General features: G+C 66.7%; 31 protein-coding genes and 2 pseudogenes. 16 read left to right on the top strand and 17 right to left on the bottom strand.

The features are described 5' to 3' along the window. Position 1 precedes the first annotated feature (1 nt). Together AAFN46_RS03080 and AAFN46_RS03075 are read right to left on the bottom strand one after the other, a co-directional pair. Positions 2–691: an aspartate/glutamate racemase family protein gene (locus AAFN46_RS03080; RefSeq protein ID WP_347807225.1), complete on the bottom strand. Its 690-nt coding sequence runs from the start codon at positions 689–691 to the stop codon at positions 2–4. Between the two features lie 82 nt (positions 692–773). Continuing rightward, positions 774–1,178, bottom strand: a complete 405-nt coding sequence (locus tag AAFN46_RS03075) for a GFA family protein (protein WP_347807224.1) — start codon at positions 1,176–1,178, stop codon at positions 774–776. A 116-nt stretch (positions 1,179–1,294) separates the two neighbouring features. Between AAFN46_RS03075 and AAFN46_RS03070 the strand changes: the two genes are divergently transcribed. Then, the gene (locus AAFN46_RS03070; RefSeq protein WP_347807223.1) at positions 1,295–2,179 is read left to right on the top strand and encodes an RluA family pseudouridine synthase; all 885 of its coding nucleotides are present in this window, start codon (positions 1,295–1,297) and stop codon (positions 2,177–2,179) included. Between the two features lie 3 nt (positions 2,180–2,182). Here AAFN46_RS03070 and AAFN46_RS03065 read toward each other — a convergent pair whose 3' ends face one another. From AAFN46_RS03065 to AAFN46_RS03055, 3 genes and pseudogenes are all read right to left on the bottom strand, one after another. Further along, positions 2,183–4,429: an ankyrin repeat domain-containing protein gene (locus tag AAFN46_RS03065; protein ID WP_347807222.1), complete on the bottom strand. Its 2,247-nt coding sequence runs from the start codon at positions 4,427–4,429 to the stop codon at positions 2,183–2,185. Positions 4,430–4,494: 65 nt separating this feature from the next. Next, positions 4,495–4,611 (bottom strand): annotated as a pseudogene (locus AAFN46_RS03060) (AraC family transcriptional regulator CmrA); the annotation flags it as partial. Between the two features lie 490 nt (positions 4,612–5,101). Beyond that, positions 5,102–5,698, bottom strand: a complete 597-nt coding sequence (locus tag AAFN46_RS03055; RefSeq protein ID WP_347807221.1) for a hypothetical protein — start codon at positions 5,696–5,698, stop codon at positions 5,102–5,104. A gap of 261 nt (positions 5,699–5,959) precedes the next feature. Between AAFN46_RS03055 and AAFN46_RS03050 the strand changes: the two genes are divergently transcribed. Both AAFN46_RS03050 and AAFN46_RS03045 read left to right on the top strand, forming a co-directional pair. Then, complete coding sequence (locus AAFN46_RS03050) at positions 5,960–6,697, top strand: SDR family oxidoreductase (RefSeq protein ID WP_347807220.1); 738 nt, start codon at positions 5,960–5,962, stop codon at positions 6,695–6,697. 26 nt (positions 6,698–6,723) lie between these two features. Next, the gene (locus tag AAFN46_RS03045) at positions 6,724–7,050 is read left to right on the top strand and encodes an antibiotic biosynthesis monooxygenase (RefSeq protein ID WP_347807219.1); all 327 of its coding nucleotides are present in this window, start codon (positions 6,724–6,726) and stop codon (positions 7,048–7,050) included. Here the strand turns inward: AAFN46_RS03045 and AAFN46_RS03040 are convergent. Both AAFN46_RS03040 and AAFN46_RS03035 read right to left on the bottom strand, forming a co-directional pair. Next, the gene (locus AAFN46_RS03040; protein ID WP_347807218.1) at positions 7,028–7,330 is read right to left on the bottom strand and encodes an I78 family peptidase inhibitor; all 303 of its coding nucleotides are present in this window, start codon (positions 7,328–7,330) and stop codon (positions 7,028–7,030) included. The two genes, AAFN46_RS03045 and AAFN46_RS03040, sit on opposite strands and share 23 nt — an antisense overlap. Positions 7,331–7,398: 68 nt before the next feature. After that, positions 7,399–7,998, bottom strand: a complete 600-nt coding sequence (locus AAFN46_RS03035; RefSeq protein ID WP_347807217.1) for a short chain dehydrogenase — start codon at positions 7,996–7,998, stop codon at positions 7,399–7,401. A 113-nt stretch (positions 7,999–8,111) separates the two neighbouring features. Between AAFN46_RS03035 and AAFN46_RS03030 the strand changes: the two genes are divergently transcribed. Then, the gene (locus AAFN46_RS03030) at positions 8,112–9,023 is read left to right on the top strand and encodes a LysR family transcriptional regulator (RefSeq protein WP_347807216.1); all 912 of its coding nucleotides are present in this window, start codon (positions 8,112–8,114) and stop codon (positions 9,021–9,023) included. Between the two features lie 139 nt (positions 9,024–9,162). On the opposite strand, the gene AAFN46_RS03025 is transcribed toward AAFN46_RS03030, so the two are convergent. Continuing rightward, positions 9,163–10,392 (bottom strand): NADH:flavin oxidoreductase/NADH oxidase family protein, encoded by a 1,230-nt coding sequence (locus AAFN46_RS03025; RefSeq protein ID WP_347807215.1) that lies wholly within the window; start codon positions 10,390–10,392, stop codon positions 9,163–9,165. A 78-nt stretch (positions 10,393–10,470) separates the two neighbouring features. Between AAFN46_RS03025 and AAFN46_RS03020 the strand changes: the two genes are divergently transcribed. The 3 genes from AAFN46_RS03020 (at position 10,471) to AAFN46_RS03010 (ending at position 13,690) form a co-directional block, all read left to right on the top strand. Further along, complete coding sequence (locus tag AAFN46_RS03020; protein WP_347807214.1) at positions 10,471–10,890, top strand: MerR family transcriptional regulator; 420 nt, start codon at positions 10,471–10,473, stop codon at positions 10,888–10,890. A gap of 65 nt (positions 10,891–10,955) precedes the next feature. Then, complete coding sequence (locus tag AAFN46_RS03015) at positions 10,956–11,906, top strand: hypothetical protein (RefSeq protein WP_347807213.1); 951 nt, start codon at positions 10,956–10,958, stop codon at positions 11,904–11,906. Positions 11,907–12,376: 470 nt separating this feature from the next. Beyond that, positions 12,377–13,690 (top strand): FAD-binding oxidoreductase, encoded by a 1,314-nt coding sequence (locus tag AAFN46_RS03010; RefSeq protein WP_347807212.1) that lies wholly within the window; start codon positions 12,377–12,379, stop codon positions 13,688–13,690. A gap of 158 nt (positions 13,691–13,848) precedes the next feature. Here the strand turns inward: AAFN46_RS03010 and AAFN46_RS03005 are convergent, their stop codons facing one another. Beyond that, positions 13,849–14,790: a LysR family transcriptional regulator gene (locus tag AAFN46_RS03005; protein WP_347807211.1), complete on the bottom strand. Its 942-nt coding sequence runs from the start codon at positions 14,788–14,790 to the stop codon at positions 13,849–13,851. 98 nt (positions 14,791–14,888) lie between these two features. Here AAFN46_RS03005 and AAFN46_RS03000 point away from each other — a divergent pair, with 98 nt between their 5' ends. The 4 genes and pseudogenes from AAFN46_RS03000 to AAFN46_RS02985 all read left to right on the top strand — a co-directional run bounded on the left by AAFN46_RS03000 (position 14,889) and on the right by AAFN46_RS02985 (position 18,045). Beyond that, a complete protein-coding gene (locus AAFN46_RS03000) occupies positions 14,889–15,641 on the top strand; it encodes an SDR family oxidoreductase (RefSeq protein ID WP_347807210.1) in 753 nt (250 codons plus the stop codon). A 250-nt stretch (positions 15,642–15,891) separates the two neighbouring features. Continuing rightward, positions 15,892–16,369, top strand: a pseudogene (locus tag AAFN46_RS02995) (DUF1003 domain-containing protein). Positions 16,370–16,477: 108 nt separating this feature from the next. Beyond that, positions 16,478–17,200, top strand: coding sequence for a Crp/Fnr family transcriptional regulator (locus AAFN46_RS02990; RefSeq protein ID WP_347807209.1), 723 nt, complete (start codon positions 16,478–16,480; stop codon positions 17,198–17,200). Between the two features lie 215 nt (positions 17,201–17,415). Beyond that, positions 17,416–18,045: a Crp/Fnr family transcriptional regulator gene (locus AAFN46_RS02985; RefSeq protein ID WP_347807208.1), complete on the top strand. Its 630-nt coding sequence runs from the start codon at positions 17,416–17,418 to the stop codon at positions 18,043–18,045. Between the two features lie 15 nt (positions 18,046–18,060). On the opposite strand, the gene AAFN46_RS02980 is transcribed toward AAFN46_RS02985, so the two are convergent. From AAFN46_RS02980 to AAFN46_RS02955, 6 genes are all read right to left on the bottom strand, one after another. Then, on the bottom strand, positions 18,061–20,166 hold the full coding sequence (locus AAFN46_RS02980) for an EAL domain-containing protein (protein WP_347807207.1): 2,106 nt from the start codon (positions 20,164–20,166) through the stop codon (positions 18,061–18,063). 50 nt (positions 20,167–20,216) lie between these two features. Next, positions 20,217–20,996 (bottom strand): OmpA family protein, encoded by a 780-nt coding sequence (locus AAFN46_RS02975; protein WP_347807206.1) that lies wholly within the window; start codon positions 20,994–20,996, stop codon positions 20,217–20,219. Continuing rightward, a complete protein-coding gene (locus AAFN46_RS02970; protein ID WP_347807205.1) occupies positions 20,993–21,397 on the bottom strand; it encodes a DUF4398 domain-containing protein in 405 nt (134 codons plus the stop codon). The genes AAFN46_RS02975 and AAFN46_RS02970 overlap by 4 nt, the downstream gene beginning before the upstream one ends. Before the next feature lie 70 nt (positions 21,398–21,467). Beyond that, positions 21,468–21,758, bottom strand: a complete 291-nt coding sequence (locus tag AAFN46_RS02965) for a hypothetical protein (protein WP_347807204.1) — start codon at positions 21,756–21,758, stop codon at positions 21,468–21,470. A gap of 72 nt (positions 21,759–21,830) precedes the next feature. Next, on the bottom strand, positions 21,831–22,043 hold the full coding sequence (locus AAFN46_RS02960) for a CsbD family protein (protein ID WP_347807203.1): 213 nt from the start codon (positions 22,041–22,043) through the stop codon (positions 21,831–21,833). Next, the gene (locus AAFN46_RS02955) at positions 22,040–22,279 is read right to left on the bottom strand and encodes a hypothetical protein (protein ID WP_347807202.1); all 240 of its coding nucleotides are present in this window, start codon (positions 22,277–22,279) and stop codon (positions 22,040–22,042) included. The genes AAFN46_RS02960 and AAFN46_RS02955 overlap by 4 nt, the downstream gene beginning before the upstream one ends. 211 nt (positions 22,280–22,490) lie before the next feature. On the opposite strand from AAFN46_RS02955, the gene AAFN46_RS02950 reads away from it, so the two are divergent. The 4 genes from AAFN46_RS02950 (at position 22,491) to AAFN46_RS02935 (ending at position 24,010) form a co-directional block, all read left to right on the top strand. Continuing rightward, positions 22,491–22,856: a DUF883 family protein gene (locus tag AAFN46_RS02950; protein ID WP_347807201.1), complete on the top strand. Its 366-nt coding sequence runs from the start codon at positions 22,491–22,493 to the stop codon at positions 22,854–22,856. Between the two features lie 8 nt (positions 22,857–22,864). Further along, on the top strand, positions 22,865–23,275 hold the full coding sequence (locus tag AAFN46_RS02945) for a phage holin family protein (RefSeq protein ID WP_347807200.1): 411 nt from the start codon (positions 22,865–22,867) through the stop codon (positions 23,273–23,275). Beyond that, the gene (locus tag AAFN46_RS02940) at positions 23,272–23,565 is read left to right on the top strand and encodes a hypothetical protein (RefSeq protein WP_347807199.1); all 294 of its coding nucleotides are present in this window, start codon (positions 23,272–23,274) and stop codon (positions 23,563–23,565) included. Before AAFN46_RS02945 ends, AAFN46_RS02940 begins: the two co-directional genes overlap by 4 nt. A gap of 235 nt (positions 23,566–23,800) precedes the next feature. Further along, positions 23,801–24,010, top strand: a complete 210-nt coding sequence (locus AAFN46_RS02935) for a hypothetical protein (RefSeq protein ID WP_347807198.1) — start codon at positions 23,801–23,803, stop codon at positions 24,008–24,010. Between the two features lie 9 nt (positions 24,011–24,019). Here AAFN46_RS02935 and AAFN46_RS02930 read toward each other — a convergent pair whose 3' ends face one another. Continuing rightward, positions 24,020–24,751, bottom strand: coding sequence for an alpha/beta fold hydrolase (locus tag AAFN46_RS02930; RefSeq protein ID WP_347807197.1), 732 nt, complete (start codon positions 24,749–24,751; stop codon positions 24,020–24,022). 125 nt (positions 24,752–24,876) lie between these two features. Here AAFN46_RS02930 and AAFN46_RS02925 point away from each other — a divergent pair, with 125 nt between their 5' ends. Beyond that, entirely contained in the window at positions 24,877–25,329 is a 453-nt protein-coding gene (locus AAFN46_RS02925; protein ID WP_347807196.1) for a hypothetical protein, read from the top strand. A 118-nt stretch (positions 25,330–25,447) separates the two neighbouring features. Here the strand turns inward: AAFN46_RS02925 and AAFN46_RS02920 are convergent, their stop codons facing one another. Beyond that, positions 25,448–25,606 carry a DUF3309 family protein gene (locus AAFN46_RS02920; protein WP_347807195.1) on the bottom strand — a complete coding sequence of 53 codons (159 nt, stop codon included), beginning with the start codon at positions 25,604–25,606 and terminating at the stop codon, positions 25,448–25,450. Positions 25,607–25,670 lie beyond the last annotated feature (64 nt).

The raw sequence follows: 25,670 nt of genomic DNA, 5'->3' as shown, positions 1-25,670 counted from the left end.
CTCAGGCCAGTGCCCGAGCGGCGGCAGCGCGGGCGTGCAGCAGGCAGGTATCGAACAGCGGCACCTCGGCATCCTCGGCGCGCAGCAGCAGGCCGATCTCGGTGCAGCCGAGCACCACGCCTTCGGCGCCGCGTGCGACCAGATTAGCCACCACCTGGCGGTAGGCCTGGCGCGACTCCTCCCGTACCCGGCCCTGGCACAGCTCTTCATAGATGATGCGATGGATCAGCAGGCGTTCGTCCTGTTCCGGGATCAGCACCTGCAGGCCGTGCCGTTGCAGGCGTTCGCGATAGAAGTCCTGCTCCATGGTGAAGCGGGTGCCGAGTAGGGCGACCCGGCTCAGGCTGGCGGCCCGCACGGCGGCCGCGGTCGGCTCGGCGATATGCAGCAGGGGCAGGTCGCTGGCCGCGGCGATGGCGTCGGCCACCTTGTGCATGGTGTTGGTGGCCAGCACCAGGAAGTCCGCCCCGGCGCGCTGCAGGGCCTGGGCCGCCTCGCCCAGCAGTTCGCCGGCGCGCTGCCAGTCGCCCTCGCGCTGCAGGGTCTCGATGGCCTGGAAGTCGAGGCTGTACAGCACCAGCCTGGCCGAGTGCAGGCCGCCCAGGCGCTCGCGCACCGCCTCGTTGATATGTCGGTAGTAGGGCAGGGTGGATTCCCAGCTCATGCCGCCGATCAGGCCGATGGTCTTCATAGTCGGGCTCCGTGAATGTCCGGGGCCTATCCTGCGCCGCCGCGGCCAGGTTCGTCAGCTACAGCGCCGCGCGGATCGACCCTTACAGATGGCGGGTCTCGGCGGGTGCCTCCATCCAGTTGTCGTGCAGGCCGTCGAAGAAGGTGACCGGCGCGGCCAGCAGCTCGGCCGGGGCGAGGTCGTCCAGGCAGGCCAGGTTGATCGAGACGAAGGCGCCGCCGATCTCCGCCACCTCGCCACGGCTGAAGGGGCGCATGCCGCAGTGCCGGCAGAACAGGTGCTCGACCCTGTGGCTGGAGAACTGGTAGCGGCTCAGCTCCTGCTCGCCGGCCAGCACCTGCAGCGCCTCGGGCTTGGTCATCTTGCCCCAGAAGCGCGCCTTGCCGCAGAAACTGCAGTTGCACTTGCCGGTGCCCGTGGCGAGGTCGAGTCGCGCGCTGAAACGCACGCGCTGGCAGTGGCAGCTGCCGTGATAGGTCTTGAGCATCTGGAGTCCTCCCTGTGCGATGTGCTCGCCCACAGCCTAGCCGGCACGGACGAGCGGGGCGGCGTTTTTCTCCGTACTGAGGAATAATGCGCGGCCTGTTCAGCATGCCTGCCACCATGTCCTCGCGCCCCCTCAACGTTCGCCCCAGCTTCCTGCACCTGCCGCCCGGCACCTGGGCCACGGTGCTCGACTGCCTGTGCGCGCGCTTCCCGCAGATCCCCCGCGAGACCTGGCTGGCGCGCATGGCCCGGGGCCTGGTGCAGGACGCCGAGGGCCGGCCGCTGGGCCCGGCCACGCCCTACCGCGAGGCGCTGCGGGTGCAGTACTTCCGCGAGGTGGAGAACGAGCGCGAGATTCCCTTCCAGGCCCGGATACTGCACCTCGACGAGCACCTGCTGGTGGCCGACAAGCCGCACTTCCTGCCGGTGATGCCGGCCGGCGACTACGCCGAGGAGACCCTGCTCACCCGCCTGGTGCAGGAGACCGGCAACCCGCAGCTGGCGCCGCTGCACCGCATCGACCGGCACACCGCCGGGCTGGTGCTGTTCTCCACCGTCCCGCAGAGCCGTGGCGCCTACCAGGCGCTGTTCCGTGAGCGGCGCATCGACAAGCGCTACCAGGCCATCGCCCCGGCCCTGCCGCAGTACGAGTTTCCGCTGCGCCATCGCTCGCGGCTGGACAAGGGCGAACCCTTCTTCCGCATGCGCGAAGTGGCGGGCGAGGCGAACAGCGAGACCCTGCTGGAGGTGATCGAGCGGCGCGGTGAGCTGTGGCGCTACCGCCTGTTCCCGGTGACCGGCAAGCAGCACCAGCTGCGCGTGCACATGGCGGCGCTGGGCGCGCCGATTCTCAACGACAGCTTCTACCCGGAGCTGCGCGACGAGAAGGGCGTCGACGACTTCACCCGGCCGCTCAAGCTGTTGGCCCACAGCCTGGCCTTCGCCGACCCGCTGAGTGGCGAGCCGCGGCGCTTCGAGAGCCGTATCGAGCTGGATTGGTAGTCACTATCGCTGAGCCACACAGCTGTCGTCACCTACTTGCAGTGGCGCGCCACTCAATGAGTCGTGGCTCTCCAGAACACTCAGGCGCCATTCGCCGAGTTCAAGGGTGCCGGCTTCTCTAGGTTTGATGGTGCGCGTCTTTAACTGCCAGGACACATCCTCGGCCGACAAACTAATGGCCGAGGGGTAGAGCGCATAGAGTGTCTGGCCGATCCAGGGGCCACTGTGCGAGGGGCGATAATCCTTCTGCACCAGTATGTCGACTTCCTCCTCGGCGTAAGCGACCTGGCAGCGAGCTTGCTTGGCGGCACGAAGCTGTTCCAGCAACTTGCTCTGTCTGGCGGGTGTGCTGTCCAGTTCGGCGGCCTGGTAATACGCATAGATGCTGCCACTGCGGCAGTAGTAGCGGTCGTTGTAGGAGACCAGCCCCGCGGCCTCGCAGACCAGACCTTGGTTGAACCAGGCATTGGCGAGTTGTTTGGCATCCTGGCTGCTGTCGATCAGTTGCTGGCCGGCTTCCAGTGCAGGGCCGATATCCCCCAGCTTATAAGCCACCAGCGACAAGTTGCCGAGTATGCGCGCGTCCGTCGGCGAGGCCTCGCGGGCCAGCAGCAGTGCCCTGTAGGCGGGCACCAGCCGTCCTTCGGCATAGTCCTTCTCTGCTTGCAGGGTCAGTTGTCTGGCGTATTGCTGTACTTGTTCGGCCGTGGGTACTTGCAGGGCCTGCGCCAGAGCCCTGACTCGGTCGGGCGGAATATGCGGATTGGGTTCCTGGGCGCCGCTTGCGCTATGGCGTTTGAGCCACTCCAGCGCCGTTCCGGTGCGACCCTTCTGGTAGGCCTTGCTGATGCTGCGGATAAAAGGTGCCGCGCCACTGCGTAGCAGTAGTTCGATCAGTTCCGGCGAGGCATAGCGGGCCGCGTAGTGCAGGGCAGTCATCTTGCTGGTTTGCAGGGTGTAGGAGCAGGTGTCGTCGGGCCAGATCGTCATGGCGTTGGCATCCGCTCCGGCGGCCAAGAGGAGTCGTGCGGTTTCCAGCTGGTTGTGTTGGGCGCTATACATCAGCGGCGTCTTGCCGAAGGGGTTGCGCTGATTGGGATCGGCCCCCCGCTCCAGCAAGAACTGCATGGCCTGGGGATGCTCGATAGCGATACTGAGATCACTCAGTGGCCCGCCGACCTGGTGGATATCGTCGATGGGGCGACCCTCCAGAATGGCCTGACGCAGCGCCCGTTCGCTGGCGGGAAACGGATCGTAGCCACTGCTGGGAAAGGCCAGGGCATTGCCTACGGCAGCCTGCAGGGTTGCCTGGGCGATGCTCTCGGACTGCTCGGGAGACCAGTGAAAGGCCTTGCTATAGAAGTGGGCGAGCGTCGGCTGGGCCCTTTCCAGAGCCTGGCGGTAGCTCCTCACGGCCTGGAACTCGCTCAGTCCGGTCAGCGCCCACTTCTCCAGGGCTGCACTATCGACCTGGAAGTCCTGTTGCGGATCGCCGAACCGATCGGCTCTGGCATAGAGCATCCAGGGGCGGTAGAGCGCCAGCCATAGATCCTCGGGAAGTCCAGAGGCGCGTCGGTCGCCTGAGCGCAGCGACCCGCAGCTACCATAACCGCGGGCAAGCCCGCCCATGGCCCTGCCCAGCTCGTCCATGGCTTGCCTGGCCGTCACGAGTTCGGCAGACGCTGGGGGACTGTTGCGGTGTGGCGCCGTCGCTATCTGGCATACCAGCGTCCAGTTGTGGTCGGCATCGAGTTCGTGCAGGAACAGGCTGTGGTCGGGTGCACCGGGTGCACTGTCGTCGCTGAGCACCAGAGGCTGCTGGCTTTCGTCGACGAACAAGCGGGGCATGCGGCTGCTGCGCTGGGGAGCCTGGTCGAGTTGTGCGGCAGTCACTTCGGGGTGGTAGGCGAGGGGCTGCCTGCTGGCAACTATCTGGTACTGCTCACAGCCGCCACCGCAGCCAGGGTGGGTATAGATGCCGAAGTGGCTTTGGCTGCCATTTGCGTGCTGCTGGCTGAACTCCCTGGGAGGTACCTCGCGCAAGCCGTTTGGCTCCAGGGCTTCCAGCAGAGGCCTGGAGCCGACGAAGGCCTCTCGGGCCGCCTGCAATAGCTCCGTGCAGATGGGCGCGTGGCTTTCTTGCAGGGTGGGCTGGAACCAGGTCCGGCCCAAGGGCGGGATATCGGCAGTGGCAGCAAGGCCGAGGGATGAAAGCAGGGTTAGAAGGCCACCGAGCAGCAGTCGAGTCATCGGGCATCCTTGTCATGAACTCCGGGCCGCCAGCCTAGCCTGCTCTGTCGGGATGCTCCAGAGGTTCAGCCCGCCGCCCGTAACCTAGCCAGGTCACGGATAGGCGGAGCACCAAACAGACGGCTGTACTCGCGGCTGAACTGCGAGGGGCTCTCGTAGCCGACCTTGTAGCCGGCGCTGGTCCTCCAGACTCTGTTCGTGGCGGCTGTCGGACATGCTGTCGCTCCTCATCGGGTGTCCGCAGCTTAGTCCGGAAGATGCGGGAAGTCCCCCGGTGTGGGGCAGGTTCGGCAGAATTAGGCAAGTGTCCGGCAGCTCTGTGCAGCTGGCTCAGTGGACGAACTCGCGGCACAGCCGCTGGTAACGGTTGTCGTGGCTCAGGCTACGCGCCAGTGGCACCTCGACTATCGGCTCGGCCCAGGTCGTACATCCGGATGTGTGCCAGTTCGATATAGGAAGCGTGCATTCCGCCGTGAGACAGGCCGCGCAGGTTGCCATCATGCATGCCGGCCTATGGGGGTAGATCTGCACGTCCGCGCCGGATGCCGGAAGCGTGGCGAACAGCCGCAGGTGTCTCAGGAGCGATCCCGGCGATGGGGCCCTGGCCGTTGGTGCAACTCGAGAGGGAGTCTGAAACGGGCGGGCGTTGTTACCCGCCCCGAAAGAGAGGGTTCAGGCGAGGCTGCCGGCATTCTCAAGCTGCGGGACTGCTTCGCCGGGGAGCTTGTTCTGGGTGGCCGCGAAAAACATCAGGGCCATGATGATGTCCGACGCGAGCCCGAGCAGCAGTGCCAGGTCGGACAGCAGTATCGTGGCGTTCAGCAGCCCGGTTGCACCCACCAGATAGGCATAGGCCTTGGCATAGCTGACATCCACCACCTTGGCATTGATGATGCGGAACGCCACCACCAGCATGAGAATGCCCCACAGGATGGATGGGATCATGGCGGCCAGCATGGTCACGATCGAGGAGAACGGGTCGAGGAAGCCCATGGCTATACCGGCGATAGGGACCAGCGCCCCGGTGGCAATGATGAAGCCGAACAGAATCTTCTGCTGGCCCAGGCCGAGGTGCTGCTCCAGGTAGCTCCTGAGATAGAGCATGAGCAGCACGAACACCGTCCCGCTGATGAGCTGGGTGACAGCGCTGGCCAGGCCCAGAGCGGCGCTCTCGGTGAACATGTCGATGAACATGAGGATCATGCTGGGGATGGCGATCACCGCCGATACGATGGCCAGGCCACCCGCGATCTTGTAGTTGCGAAACATGCAAAGTCCCTTGTGTTGGTTGTGGCGCAGTCGACTGCGCTTCGGATAGCTGATTTCCCTATCGTTCCCACCGCTGCCCGAGCAGAGGACGGGGCCGCAGAGCGGCTCGACGCTACTGATTTGCCATCATCTTGTCCAGCCTGGTTCTTTGCAGGATCGGGCAAGCCGTCGGCAGTATCCGGCTAACGCCGGCCATACCGGCGCGCGCAATCTGTGTCTCGTCCCGGCGCCAACCGCGCGCCGCTTGCCGAGGAAACAGTCATGTCGCAGATCGCAGAGAAAGTCGTAGTCATCACCGGTGCCAGCGGCGGTATCGGCGAAGCCAGCGCCCGCTTGCTGGCCGGGCAGGGGGCTCATGTGGTGCTCGGCGCCCGCCGTGGCGAGCGTCTGGAGGCGCTGGCCGGCGAGATTCGCAACCAGGGCGGCAGCGCCGAGTACCGCGTCACCGACGTGGCCCGCGAGGAGGATGTGCGGGCTCTGGTGGCGCTGGCCCTGGAGCGCTTCGGTCGGGTCGATGTGCTGGTCAACAATGCCGGGGTGATGCCGCTGTCGCCCCTGGCGGCGCTCAAGCTCGACGAATGGAACCGCATGATCGACGTCAACATCCGCGGCGTGCTGCATGGCATCGCCGCAGTGCTGCCGCACATGCAGGCCCGGCGCGCCGGGCAGATAGTCAACGTCGCCTCCATCGGTGCCTACAAGCCCATCGCCACGGGCGCCGTGTACTGCGCCAGCAAGGCCGCGGTGGTGTCGCTGTCCGAGGCGCTGCGCCAGGAGGTCGGTGCCGATATTCGCGTCACAGTGGTGTCGCCAGGCGTCACCGAGTCGGACCTGGCCGAGACCATCAGCGACGGCGAGACCCTGGCGATGATCCGTGAGTTTCGCCGCGACGCCATCCCGGCCGGCGCCATTGCCGAGGCCATCGCCTACGCCATCGGCCAGCCGGCCAGGGTGGATGTCAGCGAACTGGTGGTGCGGCCCACCTCCAGCACCTACTGATCTGCTTCCGCAGGCGGGAGAACGAGATGAACCAAGAGATCGTCAGCCTGGCCCGCTTCCAGGCCCGTGAAGGTGCCGGCGAGGAGCTCGGCCTGCGCCTGTGTGAATTGCTGCTGCGCGCCCGCCGCGATCCAAGCTGCCGCGAGTGCGAGCTGTGCCACGTGCAGGCCGAGGAGTGGCAGCTGCGCGGGTGCTGGGATTCCGAGCAGGCGCTGGAGGCACATCTGCGCCTGCCGCACATGCAACTGCTCGGACGCCTGGTGGAGAACGGCCTGATCCGCCACATGGAACTGTGCGTGGAGGCCCTGCCGGTGTGGCCGGGGCAGGTGCTCAGCCGCAGCTCAGGCGGATGATGCTGTCGGCGTCGTCGATGTCGATGTTCAGCCGCTGCGGGTTGTAGTCCATGGTCACCGACTGGTTCGGGTGCACCACCCGCAGCTGCGCCGCGCCCGACAGCTTGCGGGCCTGCTCGGCCAGCTCGGTGGTGATGCGCTGCTCCACCAGGTGTTGCACCGGTTCGGCGTCGCAGCGGCCGTCGCCTTCGGCACCTGGAGCCTGCGGCTGCGGGCTGGAGGCGCAACCACCCAATAGCGCGAGGGCGAGCAGGGCGGGCAGTGGCGGGAATCGATTCATGGTCTGCGTCCTTGTCTGAAACAGGCCTTCACCGTGCCACCGTCCGCCCGCGCAGGCAACCGCCGTGCTCAGAGCACGCGGTAGACCTGCCCGGTCTGCCGGCCTTCCGCGCTCTTGGCATAGGCCAGCGCCACGGTGGCCGCCGGCACCGGCTTGAAGCCGCGGAAGTAGGCGCCGTAGGCCGGCAGCGATTCCTTGAGGATGGTAGGGCTCACGCCGTTGATGCGCAGGCCGCGCGGCAGCTCGATGGCGGCGGCACGGACGAAGCCGTCGAGGGCGGCGTTGACCGTGCTCACCGCCGCGCCGAAGCGGATCGGGTCTTCGCTGAGGATGCCCGAGGTGAGGGTGAAGGAGGCGCCGTCGTTGGCGAACTCGCTGCCGATCAACACCAGGTTGATCTGGCCCATCAGCTTGTCGTCCAGGCCGACGGCGAATTCCTTGGGACCGAGCTCCTCCAGCGGGCCGAAGTGGGCATTGCCGGCGGCGCTGATCAGGGCGTCGAACGGGCCGACCCGTTCGAACAGGCGGCGGATCGAGGCTGGGTCGGTGATGTCGACCTGCAGGTCGCCACTGCTGCGGCCGACGCGGACGATCTCATGGCGTTCCTGGAGTTCGCGGTCGATGGCCTTACCGATGGTGCCGCTGGCGCCGACGAGGATGATCTTCATGGGGTGACTCCGTGCTGGTGGGTGATGGGGCCAGCTTAGGACTTCATTCGTTGCCAATAATCCGGGCAATGTGAAACATTTGGTTCTCATATGGAAACAATGAGCGCCGTACTATGAGCGAACTGGAAGACCTGGCCGCCTTCGCCCTGCTGCTGGAGTGCGGCAGCTTCACCGCCGCCGCCGAACGCCTGGGCTGCAGCAAGGGCCAGCTGTCCAAGCGCATCAGCGCGCTGGAGCGCAGCCTCGGCAGTCAGTTGCTGCACCGCACCACCCGGCGCCTGCACCTGACCGCCGCCGGCGCCGCCCTGTTGCCCGAGGCCCAGGCGCTGCAGGCCCAGGCCCAGCACGCGCGCCAGGTGGTGCGCAGCCTGCAGGAGGAGGTCGCCGGCACGGTGCGCCTGAGCGTGCCGGTGTCGCTCGGCGAGACCTTCTTCGATGCGCTGCTGCTGGACTTCGCCCGCCAGTACCCCAAGGTCCGGGTCGAGCTGGATCTGGCCAACGTCTTCCGCGATCTGCAGGCTGAGGGCTTCGATCTGGCCATCCGCTCCGGCGTGCGTCCGGACGAGCGGCTGGTGGCGCGTCCTCTGTTCGCCCTGCAGGAGATCACCTGCGCGGCGCCGGCCTACCTGGCACGCCACCCGGCGCCGCAGGTGCCGGCCGAGCTGGCTGCGCACCAGTGCCTGCTCAACACTCACTACAGCGGCTTCGAGGAATGGCTGTACCACCGTCAACACCAGCTGGAGCGGGTGCGGGTCTCCGGGCAACTGGCCAGCAACCACTACAGCCTGTTGAAGAAGGCGGCGCTGAGCGGCGCCGGGGTGGCCCGCCTGCCGTCCTACATGGTTCAGGAGGAGCTGGCCGACGGCCGCCTGTTGTGGCTGCTGCGCGACTACCAGACGCGCAGCACCCCGGTGTTCCTGGTGCACCCCTGGCAGGGCAGCCTGCCGCGCCGCACCCAGGCCCTGGCGGACTACCTGCTGGGCTGGTTCGAGCGCAGCCGGCTGCTGCTGGATGGGGTGCGCTAAGAGCCTGTTCAGAGTCTCGCGAGCTAGAGCCAAGCTAGGCAAAAACAGGCGAGGAAGCGCAGTTTACGAGTGGTAAATGAGCATTCCGAGCCTGTTTTTAACAACGCATGGCCGACGCGCAGCAGACTTTGAGCAGGTTCTAACCGCGCGCGGCCATCCAGCGCTTGTACTGACGGGTGCGCCGGGCGGTCTTCAACTGCTCGGCGATCAGCGCGCGCAGTGGCGAAACGCCGGGGTGGGTGCGCCCGCCCAGGCTGAGGCGGCGCAGCTGGAACTTCACCGCCGCCATGTAGGCCAGCGAGGCCAGGGCCTTGCGCTTCCAGCGGATCGGCGCCAGCTCGGCGCTGCTGTCCTGTCCGGCCTGCCACTGGCGCGGCAGCGCCGGCTCGATGGCCAGGGCGGTGGCGATGCCGGCCATGGCCAGGCCGCTGTCGAGCACCCGCTGCACCACCGGCAAACGGCGGATGCCGCCGGTGACCATCAGCGGCATGCGCGCCACCTGGGCGATCTCGCCGGCGAATTCGAGGAAGTAGGCCTCGCGGGCCAGGGTGCGGCCGTCGCGGGCATCGCCCTGCATGGCCGGCGCCTCGTAGCTGCCGCCGGACAACTCGACCAGGTCGACGTCCAGCTCGCCGAGCATCTGCACCACGCGCTTGGCGTCGGCGGCATCGAAGCCGCCGCGCTGGAAGTCCGCCGAGTTGAGCTTGACCGCCACGCAGAAGCCCGGCGCAACCCGCGCGCGCACCGCCTTGACCACCTCCAGCAGCAGGCGCGCGCGGTTCTCCAGCGGGCCGCCCCAGGAGTCGTCGCGCCTGTTGCTCAGCGGCGAGAGGAACTGGCTGAGCAGGTAGCCGTGCGCGGCGTGGATCTGCACTCCGGTGAAGCCGGCGCGCTCGGCCAGCTCGGCGCTATGGGCGAAGCGCTGGATCAACGCGCCGATCTCCGCGTCGTCCATGGCCTTGGGCAGCGGGAACAGCTTGGAGAAGCCGCCCATGTCCAGCGCCACGGCCGAGGGCGCCACGGTCGGCTGGCCGAGGTTGGCCTGCATCTGCCGGCCGGGATGGTTGAGCTGCATCCAGAACTGCGCGCCCCGCGCGCGCCCGGCCTGGGCCCAGGCGCGGAACTTGTCCAGCTGGCGCTCGTCCTCCAGCACCACGCCGCCGGGGCCGGTCATGGCGCGGCGGTCGATCATCACGTTGCCGGTCAGCAGCAGGCCGGCGCCGCCTTCGGCCCAGGCCTGGTACAGGCGCAGCAGCGCGGCGGACGGTGCCTGCTCGGCGTCGGCCATGTTCTCTTCCATGGCGGCCTTGGCGATGCGGTTGGGAATCTGGCTGCCGTTGGGCAATTGCAGGGGCTGGAAAGGCGACATCTGAGGCTCTCCCGATGGACGATGCGCAGAGCCTAAGGTTAAAGTCAGCTTTAAGGTCAATAGCCGGAGAGCCGCACAATGAGAATCGGCGAACTGGCCAGGCGTTCGGGCCTGGCCGCCTCGCGCATCCGCTTCTACGAGGCCAGCGGGCTGATCGCCGCACAGCGCCAGGCCAACGGCTACCGGGTCTACCCGGAGCAGGCGCTGCAGATCCTCGGCGTGATCGCCTGTGCCCAGCAGGCCGGGTTCAGCCTGGAGGAGATCCGTCGCCTGCTGCCGGACCCGGTGGCGCAGAGCTGGCCGCACGACGAACTGCTCGCCGCGCTCAGGCGCAAGGTCGCCGAGATCGAGACGCTGCAGGCGCGCCTGGCGCAGAACCGCGAACACCTGCTGGCGATCATCGCCGGCATCGAGGACAAGCCCGAGGGCATGCTCTGCAGCGTCAACGCCGAGCGGATGCTGGCCGGCCTGCAGGAGCCTGGGCCTATACTCAGCTGAGGCGGGTCGCAGCGGCGCCATCTGCGCCCGTCGCGGGCGTCTGACATGGCGCGGGAGGCAGCGAGATGCGCTGGCTGCGCCTGTTGCTCGGCGTCCTGATCATGACGCTGGCCGCCTGTGCCAGCGACCCGGTGCGGGTCTCGTCGCAGACCTGGCGCCAGGTCGATGCGGAGATCGCCTGCGCCTCGCGCGCGGCCGAGGCGCAGGCCCGGCAGCATGCACTGGAGGCCATGGGCCGCTGGCTGGTGCTGGTGCAGCGGCAGACCGACGAAGAGTTCATCCCCTGGTTCTCCGGCTACTGGACCCAGCAGTGGCTCGGCCTGCGGGTGTCCTGGTATCGCCTCGGCAGCGACGACAGCGTGCAGCGCCTGGCCGCCTACCTGCAGGAGGAATACCAGGAGCAGGTGCTGGAGCCGGTGGCCGAGGACATTTCCCCCGAACGTATCCAGCGTGGCGCCACCAAGATCTATGTGCGTCAGCTGGACATGCGCCTGCAGGGCATTGCGGCCCGCCATGGCGTGCCACAGCGCCAGTTCGAGCGGCGCCTGCAGGCCCTGCCGGCCATCGCTGGCACGCCCGGTGCATCGCTCCATCAACTGCTCCGCGCCGACCCGCTGGAACGCCTGCCGGCCTATGCGGCGCTGCTCGAACGGGTGCGGCCGGTGCCCGGCGGCGACTGGTCCAGCGACCCCGGCATTTCCCTGGTGGCCCAGCGCACCAGCGAGCGCCTGATCGGCGAGATGGCTGCCGGCGGCGCGGCCAGCGCGATTGGCGCGGCGGTCGGCGGCGCGGCCGGCACGGCGCTGTCGTTGGGCGTGGGACTGTTCACCGCCATCGTCCGTTCCAACGACCGGCCGCGCAGCGAAGCGCAGTTGCGCCTGAGCCTGCAGGCGACCCTGGAGCAGGAGTCCCAGGCCCTGCTGCGCAGCCGCGAGCGCGGCGTGCTGGCGGGTGTCTGGCAGCTGTCCGGGCAGATCGAGCGGAGCCTGGGGCGGCCGTTCGACTATCGCCCCTGAGCGCGATTGTTTAGCTGCTAGCTAACTGAAGGTGTAAAGAATCGAATTTAACCGCGCCTGGCCAGCGTGCGAGGCTGCCGAGCCATGAATCCTTCACGGCCCATGACCCCCGCCCCAGAGAGCCCCCTCCGGGCTCGCTTCGGCCTCGCTGCGCTGCCTTCGCGCAATCCGCTGCTGGCCTTCTGGGCCCTCTGGCACTGCCGCCATGCGCGGCCACCGGACGTCCTCCCCGCCTCCTGAACGACAGGCCCGCGCTGCCCGGTTGCCGATCGGGCCCCGCCGCCGGGCAACGGCTAGGCTCAGGCTTGGCACAGGTCTGGTCGCGTTGCACGCCAGGGCCGCACGAATGCCGCCGCTTCCAGTCTCGACTGGCCCACCTTTCCCCAGCCCGGACGCAGCCCGGGTGAAAGCTCCGACAGAACAAGAACAGACGGCGCGCCATGCGCGGGCCGGCCACAGAGGAAACAACGATGAACATCGCCACCCAGCCCGTGGTCCCCGCCGCCGAACGGGCCAAGTCCTACTACAGCGCCACGCTCAACGAAGAAACCCACTACCCCAGCCTGCAAGGCCAGGTCAGTGTCGACGTGGCCATCATCGGCGGCGGTTTCACCGGCGTGGCTACGGCGGTGGAGCTGGCCGAGCGCGGCCTCAAGGTGGCCATAGTCGAGACCCACAAGATCGGCTGGGGCGCCACCGGGCGCAACGGCGGCCAGGTCACCGGCAGCCTCTCCGGCGACGCGGCCATGCGCAAGCAGATGCGCAACACCCTGGGCGAGGAAGTCGACGACTTCATCTGGCACCTGCGCTGGCGCGGCCACGAGATCATCAAGAACCGCGTGGCCAAGTACGGCATCCAGTGCGACCTCAGGCACGGCCACCTGCATGCGGCGATGAAACCGGCGCATATGGACGAGCTGCGCGCTTCCCATGCCGAGGCCGTCGAGCGCGGCATGGGTGACGAGGTCAGCCTGCTCGACGCCGAAGGCGTGCGCAGCCACCTGGCGACGGACATCTATCTGGGCGCAATCAAGAACACCCGCAACATGCACCTGCACCCGCTGAACCTGTGCATCGGCGAGGCCAAGGCCGCCGAGAGCCTGGGCGCGCTGATCTTCGAGCATTCCGAGGTGCTGGATATCGTCCACGGCGCCAACCCGGCGGTGATCACCGCGGGCGGGCGCATCGACGCCAAGCAGGTGCTGCTGGCCGGCGACGTCTACCACAAGCTGGCGCGCAAGCAGCTCAAGGGCATGATCTTCCCGGCCATGGGCGGCATCGTCACCACCGAGCCGCTGGGCGAGCTGGCCAAGGAGCTCAACCCGCAGACCCTGGCCGTCTACGACTGCCGCTTCGTGCTCGACTACTACCGCATGACCGCCGACGGCCGCCTGCTGTTCGGCGGCGGCGCCAACTACTCGGGCCGCGACTCGCGCGATATCGCCGGCGAACTGCGCCCGTGCATCGAGCGCACCTTCCCGCAGCTCAAGGGCGTGCAGATCGACTTCCAGTGGAGCTGCGCCATGGGCATAGTCATGAACCGCATCCCGCAGCTGGGCAAGCTGTCGAGCAACGTCTGGTACTGCCAGGGCTACTCCGGCCACGGCATCGCCACCACCCACATCATGGGCGAGATCATGGCCAACGCCCTGACCGGCACCCTCGGCCACTACGACACCTTCGCCGCCTGCAAGCACATCAAGGTGCCGATGGGCGACGTGTTCGGCAACCCGATGCTGGCCGCCGGCATGTGGTACTACCAGATGATGGAGAAGCTGCGCTGAGGCCCAGCCCGGCTGTGCTGCTCTGCGTTCATGGAGTCGGGCGCGTTTAAGAATGCTCGGCGAGTGTTGTTAAACGCCGTCCTCGGCAGGCAGAGAGGACGGATGGTGTTTGCTGGAGGAGGAGACGAAATGTCCGCCTCTGGCCAGAGCCAGAAGACTCAAGCGTTCCGCACTATTTCGTCCCAGGCTGTGGGCGTCGGGAAAAGCTCCCCGAGAAAGTCAACAAAGGCTTTGACATTGGGGCTGCCTCGCCGACTCTCCGGCCACAACGCCGTGATAGAAGAACGGTTCACCGCAAACTCAGGAAAGAGCGGTTTTAATTCCCCACGGCTCACATAGGGCGCCGCTACATAAGTGGGCGAAATGCCGATTCCTCCACCCGCTGCGACTACTGCAGCAACGGCATCGCTGGCATCGATGACGATGGCCGAGTCCGGCACCAGTTCGACCACCTTCCCTTCTACGTTGAACGGCCAACGCAATGCCATGCCCGAACTCTGATAGCGAAAGTTCACGCAGTCGTGGTGTGCCAGATCGCTGAGTTGCAGCGGCGGGCCACGTCTAGCCAAGTAGGCGGGAGACGCGAAAGCGGCGATCCGATGGGGCCCCAGGGTTTTCGAGATCAGCCGCGAATCCGCCAGATTGCCCACGCGTATCGCTACGTCGATGCCCTGCTCGATGATGTCCGCATACTGATCGCCCAGGCGCAGATCGATGGCAAGCTTCGGGTAACGCTCGCGAAACCTGGGAATGGCCGGCGCCAGGATGTTCAGGCCGATAGGCGGCGGTGCGGTGACCTTCAATGTGCCAGAGGGCTCGGCCCGAGAGGCGGCAGCGGCCTGATCGATATCCTCCACCTCGCGCAGAATGCGCAATGCCCGCTCGTACAAATCCCGTCCTTCCGGCGTCAGGGAGAGCGAGCGGGTAGTTCGGCTGAACAGCTTTAGCTGGAAGTGCTGTTCAAGGCGCTGCACGCTTTTGCTGATAGCTGACGGTGAGACGGACAAGTCGCGTGCTGCGGCGCTGTAGCTGCCCAGGGAGGCGGCGCGGGCAAAGGCGATAAGACCGGTGAGGCGGTCCAATCCAATTTGTTCCTTCATGGCATTAGTAAAACGACTTGCCCCATAATTATCAACCTAGATTCAAGTCATTAGCCTTTCTCCCACCGACGCCATCCTGGCGTTCAAGGAGATGGACCATGACTGCTATACCCGCTCTCAACCAGGCTTTGTCCGCCAATCTGCATGGCCGCACAGTGGTGATTTTCGGTGGCACTTCCGGCATCGGTCTGGCTGCAGCCATTCAAGCGAAGGCCGCCGGCGCACAGGTGACCGTGATCGGCTCCGATGCCAGTCGAGCCGAGCAGGCCGCCCGCGACAACGGTCTGGACGCCTGGCGCGCCGCCGACGTGACCGACAGTCAGGCCATCCATGCCGCCCTGGCGGATATTCCACAGGTAGACCACTTGGTTCTGCTGGCCGGCAGCTATGTGGTGGGCAAGGTACTGGACGCTGAGATCGGTCTGCTGCGCAGGGCCTTCGAGGAGCGCATGTGGGCGTCGGTGCATGCCATACGCGCCCTCGGCGAGCGCCTGGCGAAAGACGGCTCCGTCACCTTCATCTCCGGAATGTTGTCGGAGCGCCCCAATGCACATGGCAGTGCGGTGCTGGCTGCTGCCTCAGCCGCCATGGAGGCGCTGGCGCGGGGGCTCGCCCTGGAGTTGGCGCCGATTCGGGTCAACACGCTGTCCCCCGGTCCGATCAATACCCCGATTTTCAGCAAGGCGCTGGGCGCCGGACGCGATGCGTTCGTAGCGGCGCTGGAGCAGTCGCTGCCGTTGCATCGTCTAGGCACCGCAACAGAGGCAGGGGCTGCCACTGTTTTCCTGATGAGCAATGGCTTTATGAACGGCGCCACACTGAATATCGACGGCGGTGCAAGGCTGGTCTGAGTGGCCCAATCTGCCAGCTAAGAAGGGGGCAGGTTTATTTCTCTAGACGCTCTCCTTCTAGCCGGTAGCTGACCTTGGCGAATGGTGGCTACCGGACAAAAGCAGCCACACAAGGACACTAATCAAATCCCCAACAAGCTGCTTCGGCCTGCCCCACTGGGCTACCCCCTTTCCGAGGCATCACGCGGAGAATCTCTACTGAATCGCCCCAGCACATAAACTCATGGGAGATTCCGCACAGGAGACCCCCATGAAAACGCCAGCGTCCAACACCTCGTCACTATCAGCGGGCTCAACCAACACTGACCATTTACGCTTCCACCGCCCTCATGAACATCTCGACCCGACCTTTGGTAATGACCAATTTGCCTTGAAAGCCGAGGCCTTCGCCCGGTTCTTCGGCACGCCACTCTTTCTGGGATCGCAAACGCTGATCGTCATGGCCTGGATTGGCGTGAGCCTTCAGCCTCCAGGCCGCCTATGCGGCACCCCTGATCCTGCTTGCGCAAACCCGCCAGGCCGCACGCGACAAAGCCAACGCCGAAGCGGATGCCAAACACCGGGAGGCGCTTGCGGTCGCCAATGAACACCGACAGATCATTGCCGCGCAAAGCAACCCCCAGTTGCTGGAGCTGCTACAGCAGAACACGCAACTCACCAAGACGCTGACCGAGCGTATCGAGGCACTCACCGTCGAACTGCACACGCACCTGCTCAAGCCCACCTGATACGCCCGTGAGTCCGTGACCACCCGCCAATCCAGCTCTGTACGGTAGCGGTCATTAGCGGCGTATAGTGGATCGCCTGATAAAGTCACCTAGCGCAAGGAGGCTGAGATGTCCGAATCATCGATGCCGCAACAGAATCATCTGTTGGCGGCCCTCTCAGACGAAGTCAAGGAGCGTCTGTTCAGTCACCTGGAGCACGTTTCTTTGCCCTTGGGCAAGGCGCTCTACGAGTCTGGCGATACCATGCGCCATGTCTACTTCCCTACCGACTCGATCATCTCGCTGTTGTATGTGATGGAAAACGGCGCCTCAGCGGAGATTTCCGTGGTCGGCAACGAAGGGCTGGTCGGTATTGCCCTATTCATGGGCGGCGAAAGCACGCCCAGCCGGGCCATAGTGCAAAGTGGCGGCTCGGCCTATCGGCTACCTGGCCAGCGCCTCAAGGATGAGTTCAACAGGCATGGCGAGCTGCTGGTGCTGATGCTGCGCTATACCCAGGCGCTAATCACCCAGATGTCGCAGACCGCGGTGTGCAATCGCCATCACTCGATCGACCAACAACTGTGCCGCTGGCTGCTGCTGTCACTGGATCGGCTACCTAGCAACAAACTGACCATGACCCAGGAACTGATCGCCAACATGCTCGGCGTGCGTCGCGAAGGCGTCACAGAGGCCGCCGGCAAGCTGCAACGCCAGGGCGTGATCGAGTACAGCCGCGGACATATCACCGTGCTCGACCGACGCAAGCTCGAGCAACTGAGCTGCGAGTGCTATGCCGTAGTGAAGAAGGAAACCGATCGCCTGCTGCCCTATCCCGCTGCCGCAAACTAGCTGGGCGCTTGCGTGCTGTAACGAACGGAAGCGGGACTAACGATGCGCCAGACTGCTGACACGGGACTGCCCAGCACCGCTCCCCCGCCACCCACGGCATGCACAGTGCTGCAGGCTCCCAGATGCCAGCCGCCCCGGCTCTTGCCGCCACCAATTTGCTCCTTGCCGGCCTGCCAGGCGGGGAACGCCAGCGTCTCCTGCGGTATTGCGAAACGGTGCCGCTGAGCTTCGGCGACATTCTCTGCGAAGCCGACCAGCCCTTGCGCCACCTGTACTTCCCGCTCGACGGCTTCATCTCCCTGGTGTTCAGCCTGGGCCGACACCGGCCGCTGGAACTTGGGCTGATCGGCAACGAAGGCATGCTCGGCGCCACCCTGGCGCTGGGCATCGCCACGGCGCCGAGCCGGGCCGTGGTGCAAGGCAGCGGCCGCGCCCTGCGCATCAGTGCCCGCCAACTACGCCTGGCGCTGCGCGACTGCCCGCGCCTGCTGCGAGCACTCCAGCGCTACCTCTATGTGCTGTTGGTCCAGCTGACGCAGAACGCCGCCTGCGGCCACTTCCACGAGGTCGAGCCACGCCTGGCGCGCTGGCTGCTAATGACCCAGGACTGCGCGCGCACCGACCAGCTCCAGCTGACCCACGCCTACCTCGCCGACATGCTCGGCGTGCGCCGCAGCGGCGTGACCATCGCCGCCGGCGCCTTGCAGGCGCGCGGCTTGATCCACTATCAGCGCGGTCAGATCACCATCCTCGACCGTGCCGGCCTGGAACTGCGCGCCTGCGAATGCTACGCGGCGCTGCGCGAGGACTATGCGCGCCTGTTCGCCCGCCCCACCCGCGCCTGAGCCAGAATCAACCGGCTAGGCCAGACCAGCCAAGACCTTGGGCGTGTCCATAGCCAGCCGCTGCGCCTGCAGCAGGCTGCTGAACTGCCTGACGGGAAGGCCCCGGCCGAACAGAAAACCCTGCGCCTCGCGGCAGCGTTCCGCCTTGAGCAAGGCCAGCTGCAACGGGCTCTCCACGCCTGCGGCGACCACCTGATAACCGAGACGCCCGGCCAAGGCGACCAAGGCCCCGGCGATGGCCGCACCGCCGCCACTGCCGCCCATGGCCTGGATACAGGACCTGTCGATCTTCAGCACATCGAAGGGCAGTTGCAGCAACGCGCGCAGATTGCAACAGCCCTCGCCGAAATCGGCCAATGCCAGTTGCACCCCCAAGGCCTTGAGCTGCTGCAGGATCGCAGCGCTGGCGGCAACCTCCGGCAGCAGCGCGGCCTCGCCGATATCCAGTTGCAGACAGTACGGCGACAAGCCGGTTTGCTCCAGGGTGGCGCGTATAGCACCGACGAGATCGGGATGGCGCAGTTCGACAGCGGACAGCTTCACCGTCATGCTCGCCAGCGCCAGGCCCTGCGTCTGCCAGCGCAGGGCCTGCCGGCAAGCCTCACGCAGGGCCCAGCGGCCGATCGGCACGATCAGGCCGCAGGCCTCGGCTTGGGCCAGGAAGCGCTCCGGCAGGAGCAGGCCACGGCTGGGATGCCGCCAGCGCAGCAGCGCTTCGGCCCCGACTATGACGCCCGTCGCCAGGTCGACCCTGGGCTGGTAGTGCAGGAGCAGCTCATGCCGTTGCTGGGCACGGCCCAGGCCGCTCTCGATGCGCTGGCGTTCGAGCGCCTGCTGGTTCATGTCGTGGCGGAAGAACTGGTAGTTGTTCCGCCCTGCCTGCTTGGCGTGGTACATCGCCGTATCGGCGTTCTTCAGCAAGGTCTCGGCATCGCCGGCATCGGCGGGGTACACGCTGATGCCAATGCTGCTGGTCACGCGCAATTCCTGCTGCTCGATGCGGTGCGGCTTGGCCAGGGTGGCGAGGATCTTCTGCGCGGCGATGCCAGCATCCTGCAGACCGCGCCCCTCCGCCAGGAGCACGACGAACTCGTCGCCGCCATTGCGGCTGACCGTATCCGAGCCGCGCACACAACTCGACAGGCGTTGCGCCACCGCCTGCAGCAACTGATCGCCACCGGCATGGCCAAGCGAGTCGTTGATCTGCTTGAAGTTGTCCAGGTCGAGGAACATCAGCGCGGTGGAATGCCCCTTGCGCTGCGCCAGACCGATGGCCTGGGCGATGCGGTCGTTGAGCAGCACCCGGTTGGGCAACCGGGTGAGGGCATCGTGCTGCGCCAGGTAGGCCATGCGCAAAACTCTGGCGCGCGCCTCGGTGACATCGTGGAAGACCACCACCGCGCCACTGATGCCGCCGCCGGGCTCCTTGATCGGCGCCACCGAGTCCTCGATCGCCACCCGCGTGCCGTCGCGGCGGACCAGCAAGGTGCCGGCGCCTACGCCGAGCGCTCCGCCCTGCTGCAGGACGAGGCCGACCGGGTTGGGCATCTCGCCCTCGCTATTGCTGCCGACCAGCGCCATCACCCGTTCGATGGGTTGGCCCACGGCTTCCTCGCTCGGCCAACCGGTCATGGCCTCGGCCGCGCCGTTGAGGTAGTCGACGCTACCGTGCAGGTCCGTGCCGATCACCGCATCGCCGATCGAGTCGAGGATGACTTGCGACCGTCCCCACTGCAGGCGCTGGCGGCCTTGCCGGATGATGCCGTGCAGCGTCTGCGCCAGCAGATAGCCGGCGGCGTGGCCCTTACACAGGTAGCCCTGGGCGCCCTGCTGCAGCGCCCGGCGCGCCAAGGCTTGCTGCGCCGGCGCGCAGAGCAGCATGACCGGCAGCCGGGGAGCGGCCGCATGCACGCGGCGCAGACCGCCGAGCCCCTGGCTGTCGGGCAGCTGCAGATCCAGCAGCAAGGCGTCCGCCGGCCCCTCGCGCAGGCGCGCGGCGGTCGCCACCAGCGAGCCGCAACGCTCCGCGGCAAAGGTGCCGTCCGCCTCCGCACCGAGCATCTCCTGCAGATGGCGATAAGCATCGTCATCCGCCGTGGCAATCACAATCCGTTCGCTCATCGCGCCTCCTTTCCACCTGGCGCCGCCACGCAGCGCCCCGTCCGTTGGTTTTAGCGCTGGGTGTTGTAGCGGTGACTGATGATTACCTCGACCCGCCGGTTCATCTGCCGGCCAGACTCGGAATCGTTGCTGGCCACCGGCGCGTGCTCACCCTTGCCGCTGGCCGTCAGCCGGTTCGCGGCGACACCCCGCCCCTGCAAGTAGGAGCGCACCGTCTCGGCGCGCTGCTGCGACAGATCCTGGTTGGCCTGGTCGCTACCGACATTGTCGGTATGACCCTCGATCAGCAGATCGCGCTCCGGGTTCTGCTGCAGGAACGAGGCCAGCCGGTCCAGATTGTCGGCACTGCCGCCGCGCAGGGCCGAGCGACCGCTGGCGAACAGCAGATCGCCGAGGGTGATCTGCAGGCCACGCTCGGTTTCCCTGGCGTTAAGCAGCGCCAACTGGCGTTGCAACTGGTCGGCTTCGAGGGTGCGCGAGTCCAGACGGGCCTGTTCGCGCTGTTCGCTCAACTGCTGGCGCTGATCCTCGTACAGGCGCGCCTGCGCCAACGCACGAGCGATCTCCACCTTGCGGTCGGCCATCAGCACCAGGTGCTGGCCGACTATCTCGTTCTCGTCGGGTTGCTCGGCGGCGACTACGGCGGCTTCAGCCTCCTTGATCGCCAGCGGCGCCCGGCTGGCCAGCTGGGCGTCGCGCTGCAGGCGGCTGAGGTTGTCGCGTGCTTCGGCGGCTCCTGGGGCCATGCCCGGGGTGGAGGCACAGCCGACCAGCAGTGCGGACATGGTGGCAGCACCAAGCAGGTACTGGGCATTGCGGATACTGTTCATTGTGCGGCTCCCGTGTTGCGTTGCATTTCCTGCTTCAGGCTGTCGGTGCTGTCCAGCATCTCTTCGTTGACCTTCTGTGCCCTGCCGGCCTGCGCTCTCGCCAGGGCCAGCTCGGCCTCGGCGCGCGACTGCACGGCCAGGCGTTCGGCCTGCGGCATGTCTTCCTCGCCGACCGCGCTATTGGCCGCCGCCAGCTTGTCGCGGGCCATGCCCAGCTCGGTCGCGGCGAAATCGCTGGCGCGGCCCTGTTCGGCACGCGCGATGGCCGACTCCGCCGCGCGCAGCGCCTGTTCCGGCGGCATGGGCGGCGCGGCACACGCGCTCAGGAGCAACAGCCCGCCGAACAGGCCGAGCAAAGGTAGATGGGCAGCCTGGCCGGCTGCGTGGGAGTGGTGGTTCATGGCGTGATCCTCGCTGGCAACGCCGCGGCGCTCGGGCCGGCGGTGTGCGCTGATGATGGAAATGCCGGGTTCAGAACCTCAAACCGGGCGATGGATGGTCGGTTCGCTGCGGCCACTCGGTCTGTGCCGCCCGCAGTTCTAACGGTGCGTGCAACGGCGCCGGAGCAGGCACGGCGGCACCGTGCACATCCTGCGGATCGTGACCGTGCAGGCTCAGGGCATAAGCCTTCCAGGCCTGTGCCTGCAGCTCTGCTGTCGCGACCTGGCGCGACAGCTCTAGGGCAGCCACCAGGGTGCTGACCGCCAGCATCGCCAGGGCGAGGCCGAAGGCGAGCATCATGGTTTGGGAGGAAGCTTTCATCGATCCGCTCCGGCTGGGCGTGGCGCGACTCGCGCGGCGCACGCCGATGGGTTGCCAAGCCGCACCCGTACCTCAGTGCAGGTTCTTCTCCAGGAAAGCCTTGACCTGTGCATCGGCCTCCTCGCGCGACAGGGCGTAACGCTCCTGCAGCAGGCCGGCCAGGCGTTGATCCTGGCCTTCGCCGATCAACTGCGGGTCTTCGGTCAGGTCGCCCCAGGCGATCTTGGCGGCGCCGATCTGTTGCCGCCATTTGCCCTGTAACTGCTGCATGCTGGGCAGTTTCATGGCGTTTCCTCGATCTCCGCTACGGGACTCTGGGGACTGTCCGGCGACTTGTGGCTCGACTCTGCCCGGGCCGGCTCGCTCACTTCGCGTTCGAGTGGCGGTTGCGGCTCGTGCAGCTCGCCCGGCAACGGCAGGCGCGTGGCCTCGTCGCTACTCGGCTGGGTGAAGTCGGGTTCTGCCGGCTGCGGCTGGCCGGCGGGTTCGCGCGGCCGATCGGTTTCGTTGGGCTTGTACATAGTGGCCTCCTGCGAGAGCCAGGTGGGCACGCAACAAGCGCAGCCCGGGAAAGCGACAATGACATCCGCCCCCAGGGCTGTCCGTACGCTGTCGCGCATAGCGCGCAGTCGTACGCCAGCGTTCGCTGGCGCACAGACGGCCAGGGCGGCGGCGCCCAGGCTGATCTCCCCGCGCCGGCCGATTCGCCGGTGCCCACCGCAGGAGCGCACCATGTATCCGTCCAGCAATCTCCCCAAAACCGGCAGCAACACCGACAAGGCCTCCTCGCCCGAACATTCGATAGTGCCGCCCGGCGTTTCCCGTGAGTTCAACAACCTGCTCGCCGATATCGAGGACCTGATCAAGGAAGCCACGTCACTCACCGGCGAAGATCTGGCCGCAGCCAGGGGCAAACTCAATGTGCGCATCGCCGAAGCCCGGGCTGCCGCCCAGGCGATGAGCGACGGCGTGGTACAGCGGGCCCGGCAGACAGCCGGCGTGGCCAACGACTATGTCCACGAGCAACCCTGGAAAGCCCTGGGTGCCAGCGCCGCCGCCGCCTTCCTGCTCGGTTTCGTGCTGGCCCGCCGCGGCTAGCCGCAGCCATGCTCCAGCCCGCAGAGGAGCCGATCGTCGAGTTCAAACCGCTCGCAGTGCTGCGTCTGCTGCGCGTGGCCGGTCGGGCCTTGTTGGCCCAGGCGGCACTGCACGGGCAACTGGCCCAGCAGGAATGGGCGCAGGAAAAGACCCGCCTGCAGCAGCTGCTGCTGGCCGGCCTGCTCGGCTTCGCCTGCCTGCTGGTCTTGCTGTTGTTGCTTAACGCGCTGCTGCTGGCGCTGAGCTGGGACACTCCCTATCGATTTGCCACGCTGCTCGGCCTGCCGCTAAGCCATGCCCTCGGCTGCGCGCTCGCCTGGCGCCGCATACGCATGCTGCTGGCACGCGGCGACACAAGTTTCGCCGCCACCCGTGAAGAACTGGCGACGGATATCACCCTGTTGAAGAGCAAGCTATGAACCTCCCCACCCCCTTCGAGCAACACCAGGCGCTGCGCCAGCGGTTGCAGCAGCAGCGCCAGCGCATCGAACACCTGCTCGCCCGGTCGCAGTACGACGACGGCGTTTTTCCACGCAGCCTGACCATGCGCCTGCTCACCCGGCGCCCGGCACTGGTCGTGCGTCTGGCCATGCAGCTGGCCTTGCTGCTAAGCCCAGGCCTGTTGCGCAGCCTGAGCGCAGCCCTGCTGACAAGCCGGCTGCTGCACGTGCTGGCAGCCAGTCGCCAACCGCCCCATGAGCGCGGCTAAGCCTACCCCGGACGGCCCGCATGCACCGGACCGGCGGACTCTCCGGCATACCTGGATTCGCCCGAACAGCCACCCTGTGCGCCCAGGCGCTCGCCTGCTAGGTGGGGATGCGCAGGGTCGGTGCGGCGTCGTACATAGCCCGTCACGCAGATGGTTCGCTGGCGTACAGACTCGGCCAAGAACGGGTGCCAGACTGCAATAAACCACAGCGGCAGGCGCCGCAGCAGGCCACCACATGCACGGCATGATCGAATCCCAGCTCGTCCGCCACATCAACGCACAATGTCATCCGCTGCTGCTGTACCTGAACCGACTCAATGGCGTGCGCTACGCGGCCACCTTCGAGTCGGCCTGCCGCTACGAACTCAGCCCCATTCATGGCGAACCGCTGCATGCCAGCGTCGAGGAGCTGGCCAACCCCGAGGTCTGGCAGCAACTGCTCTGAGCGCGCCACTCAGCCGGGCAGCGCCCGCGGCAATGGGCGCCGCAGCGATGTCAGCCAGGCGCCGAGACTGCTCGATACCCGCTGCGGCTGCTCCAGGGGCATGAGATGTTCCGCATCATCGATCTGCGCCAGCTGCGCCCCGGCGATAGCTGCCTGCATTTCCTGATGCAGGGCCGGCGGCGTGATCTGATCCTCGCGCCCGCACAGCAACAGGGTGGGACAGGCGATCTGCGCCAGGCTGGCACGGCTGTCGATGCGTTCGAGCATGGCCAGTTGCTGGCGCCTGAAGACCTCGGCCCCGAGGCTTGCGGCCATCGCCGTGACCAGCTGCACCAGGGCCGCATCGCGCAGATGCCGAGGATGCAGCAATCTGGGCAGCAGCACCTCGATCACGCCCGGAAAGTCATGCGCCGCCTGGCGCATCAGCGTCAACCGGCCTTGCATGGTCTCGGCGCTGTCGGCGTGCGCGCTGGTATCCAGCAGGGCCAAGGCGAATACCCGCTGCGGCGCCCGGCGCATGATTTCCAGCGCGACATAGCCACCCAGGGATAACCCCGCCAGGGCAAAGCTCTGCTCCGGGGCCTGCGCCAGCACATCCTCAGCCAACCCGGCGATGGAGTCGGATTGCGTCAGGTCGGCCACCCGGACATGCGCCTGCCCGGCCAGCGCAGCGACCTGGTGCTGCCATAGACGGGCGTCGCACAGCAGCCCAGGCAGTCGCAAAAGATGCGGCTTGTTCATGGAATACCTCCGCAGTGAGCGAAACCCGGCACGCGGGCGATGATCACCACCTTGCACCCACGCGGCAGCGCCCACCGTTCGCTAGCTGTGATCTCTCAGTAGGTTGTTCGCTCAGGAGCGCCACCATGCACAGCTACCTGCACAATGTTTCGGGCTTCTACCTGCGGCGCGACCTCGCCGAAACCACCCTGGCGCAACTGCTACGGCTCGGCCTGCGCAACAAGCAGCTACAGATCATCGCCGCCGACAGCAGCCCGGCGACTGCCCTAGCACAGGGGCATCGCCACGCTCTGTTGAAAAATCTGCTGACCTGCAGCATCGCCGGCGCGGCCGGCGGCATCACCTTCGGCGTGCTGTTGGAGGTGGCTCTGCTGCTGGGCGACACCAGCCCGCTAGGCACCTGGCTGCTGCTCAGCCCTGCCATGCTGCTGGGCTGGGGCGCTCTCGGTGGCGCGCTGCTCGGCGGCGCCCTGGGTGCGGCACGCCTCCGGAAACCAGCCATGGCAATGCCGACAGCGATGTGCTCCTGGTCGCGCAAACTCACAGCGCGCGGGAAACCGCCATCGCCCACGAAGTGATGAAAGCCTCGGCAGACCAGTGCAAGGACACCGATATGCGGGCCGAGAGCCGCGACTAGAGGAAGGCACATATGCCCGGGGCGACACTTGCGGTGTCGCCCCGGGTCCCGCCGCTGGCTCAGATACGCCCGAGCAGCAGCAGAATCAGGATGACGATCACCACTAGCCCCAAGCCGCCACTGGGCCAGTAGCCCCAGGCACGGCTGTGCGGCCAGGTAGGAATGGCGCCGATCAGCAGCAGGATCAGCACGATCAGCAGTATGGTGCCCAGGCTCATGGGAGTCCCCTTGCATCGCGAGTGAATGGACGGGTTTAGCAGACGCGCGATCCGAGACCGGGCT

Source organism: Pseudomonas sp. CAU 1711 (genome assembly GCF_039888625.1).
Classification (GTDB): domain Bacteria; phylum Pseudomonadota; class Gammaproteobacteria; order Pseudomonadales; family Pseudomonadaceae; genus Aquipseudomonas.
Note: the sequence above shows the minus strand (reverse complement) of the source record. Positions and strands in the feature narration are given on the sequence as shown.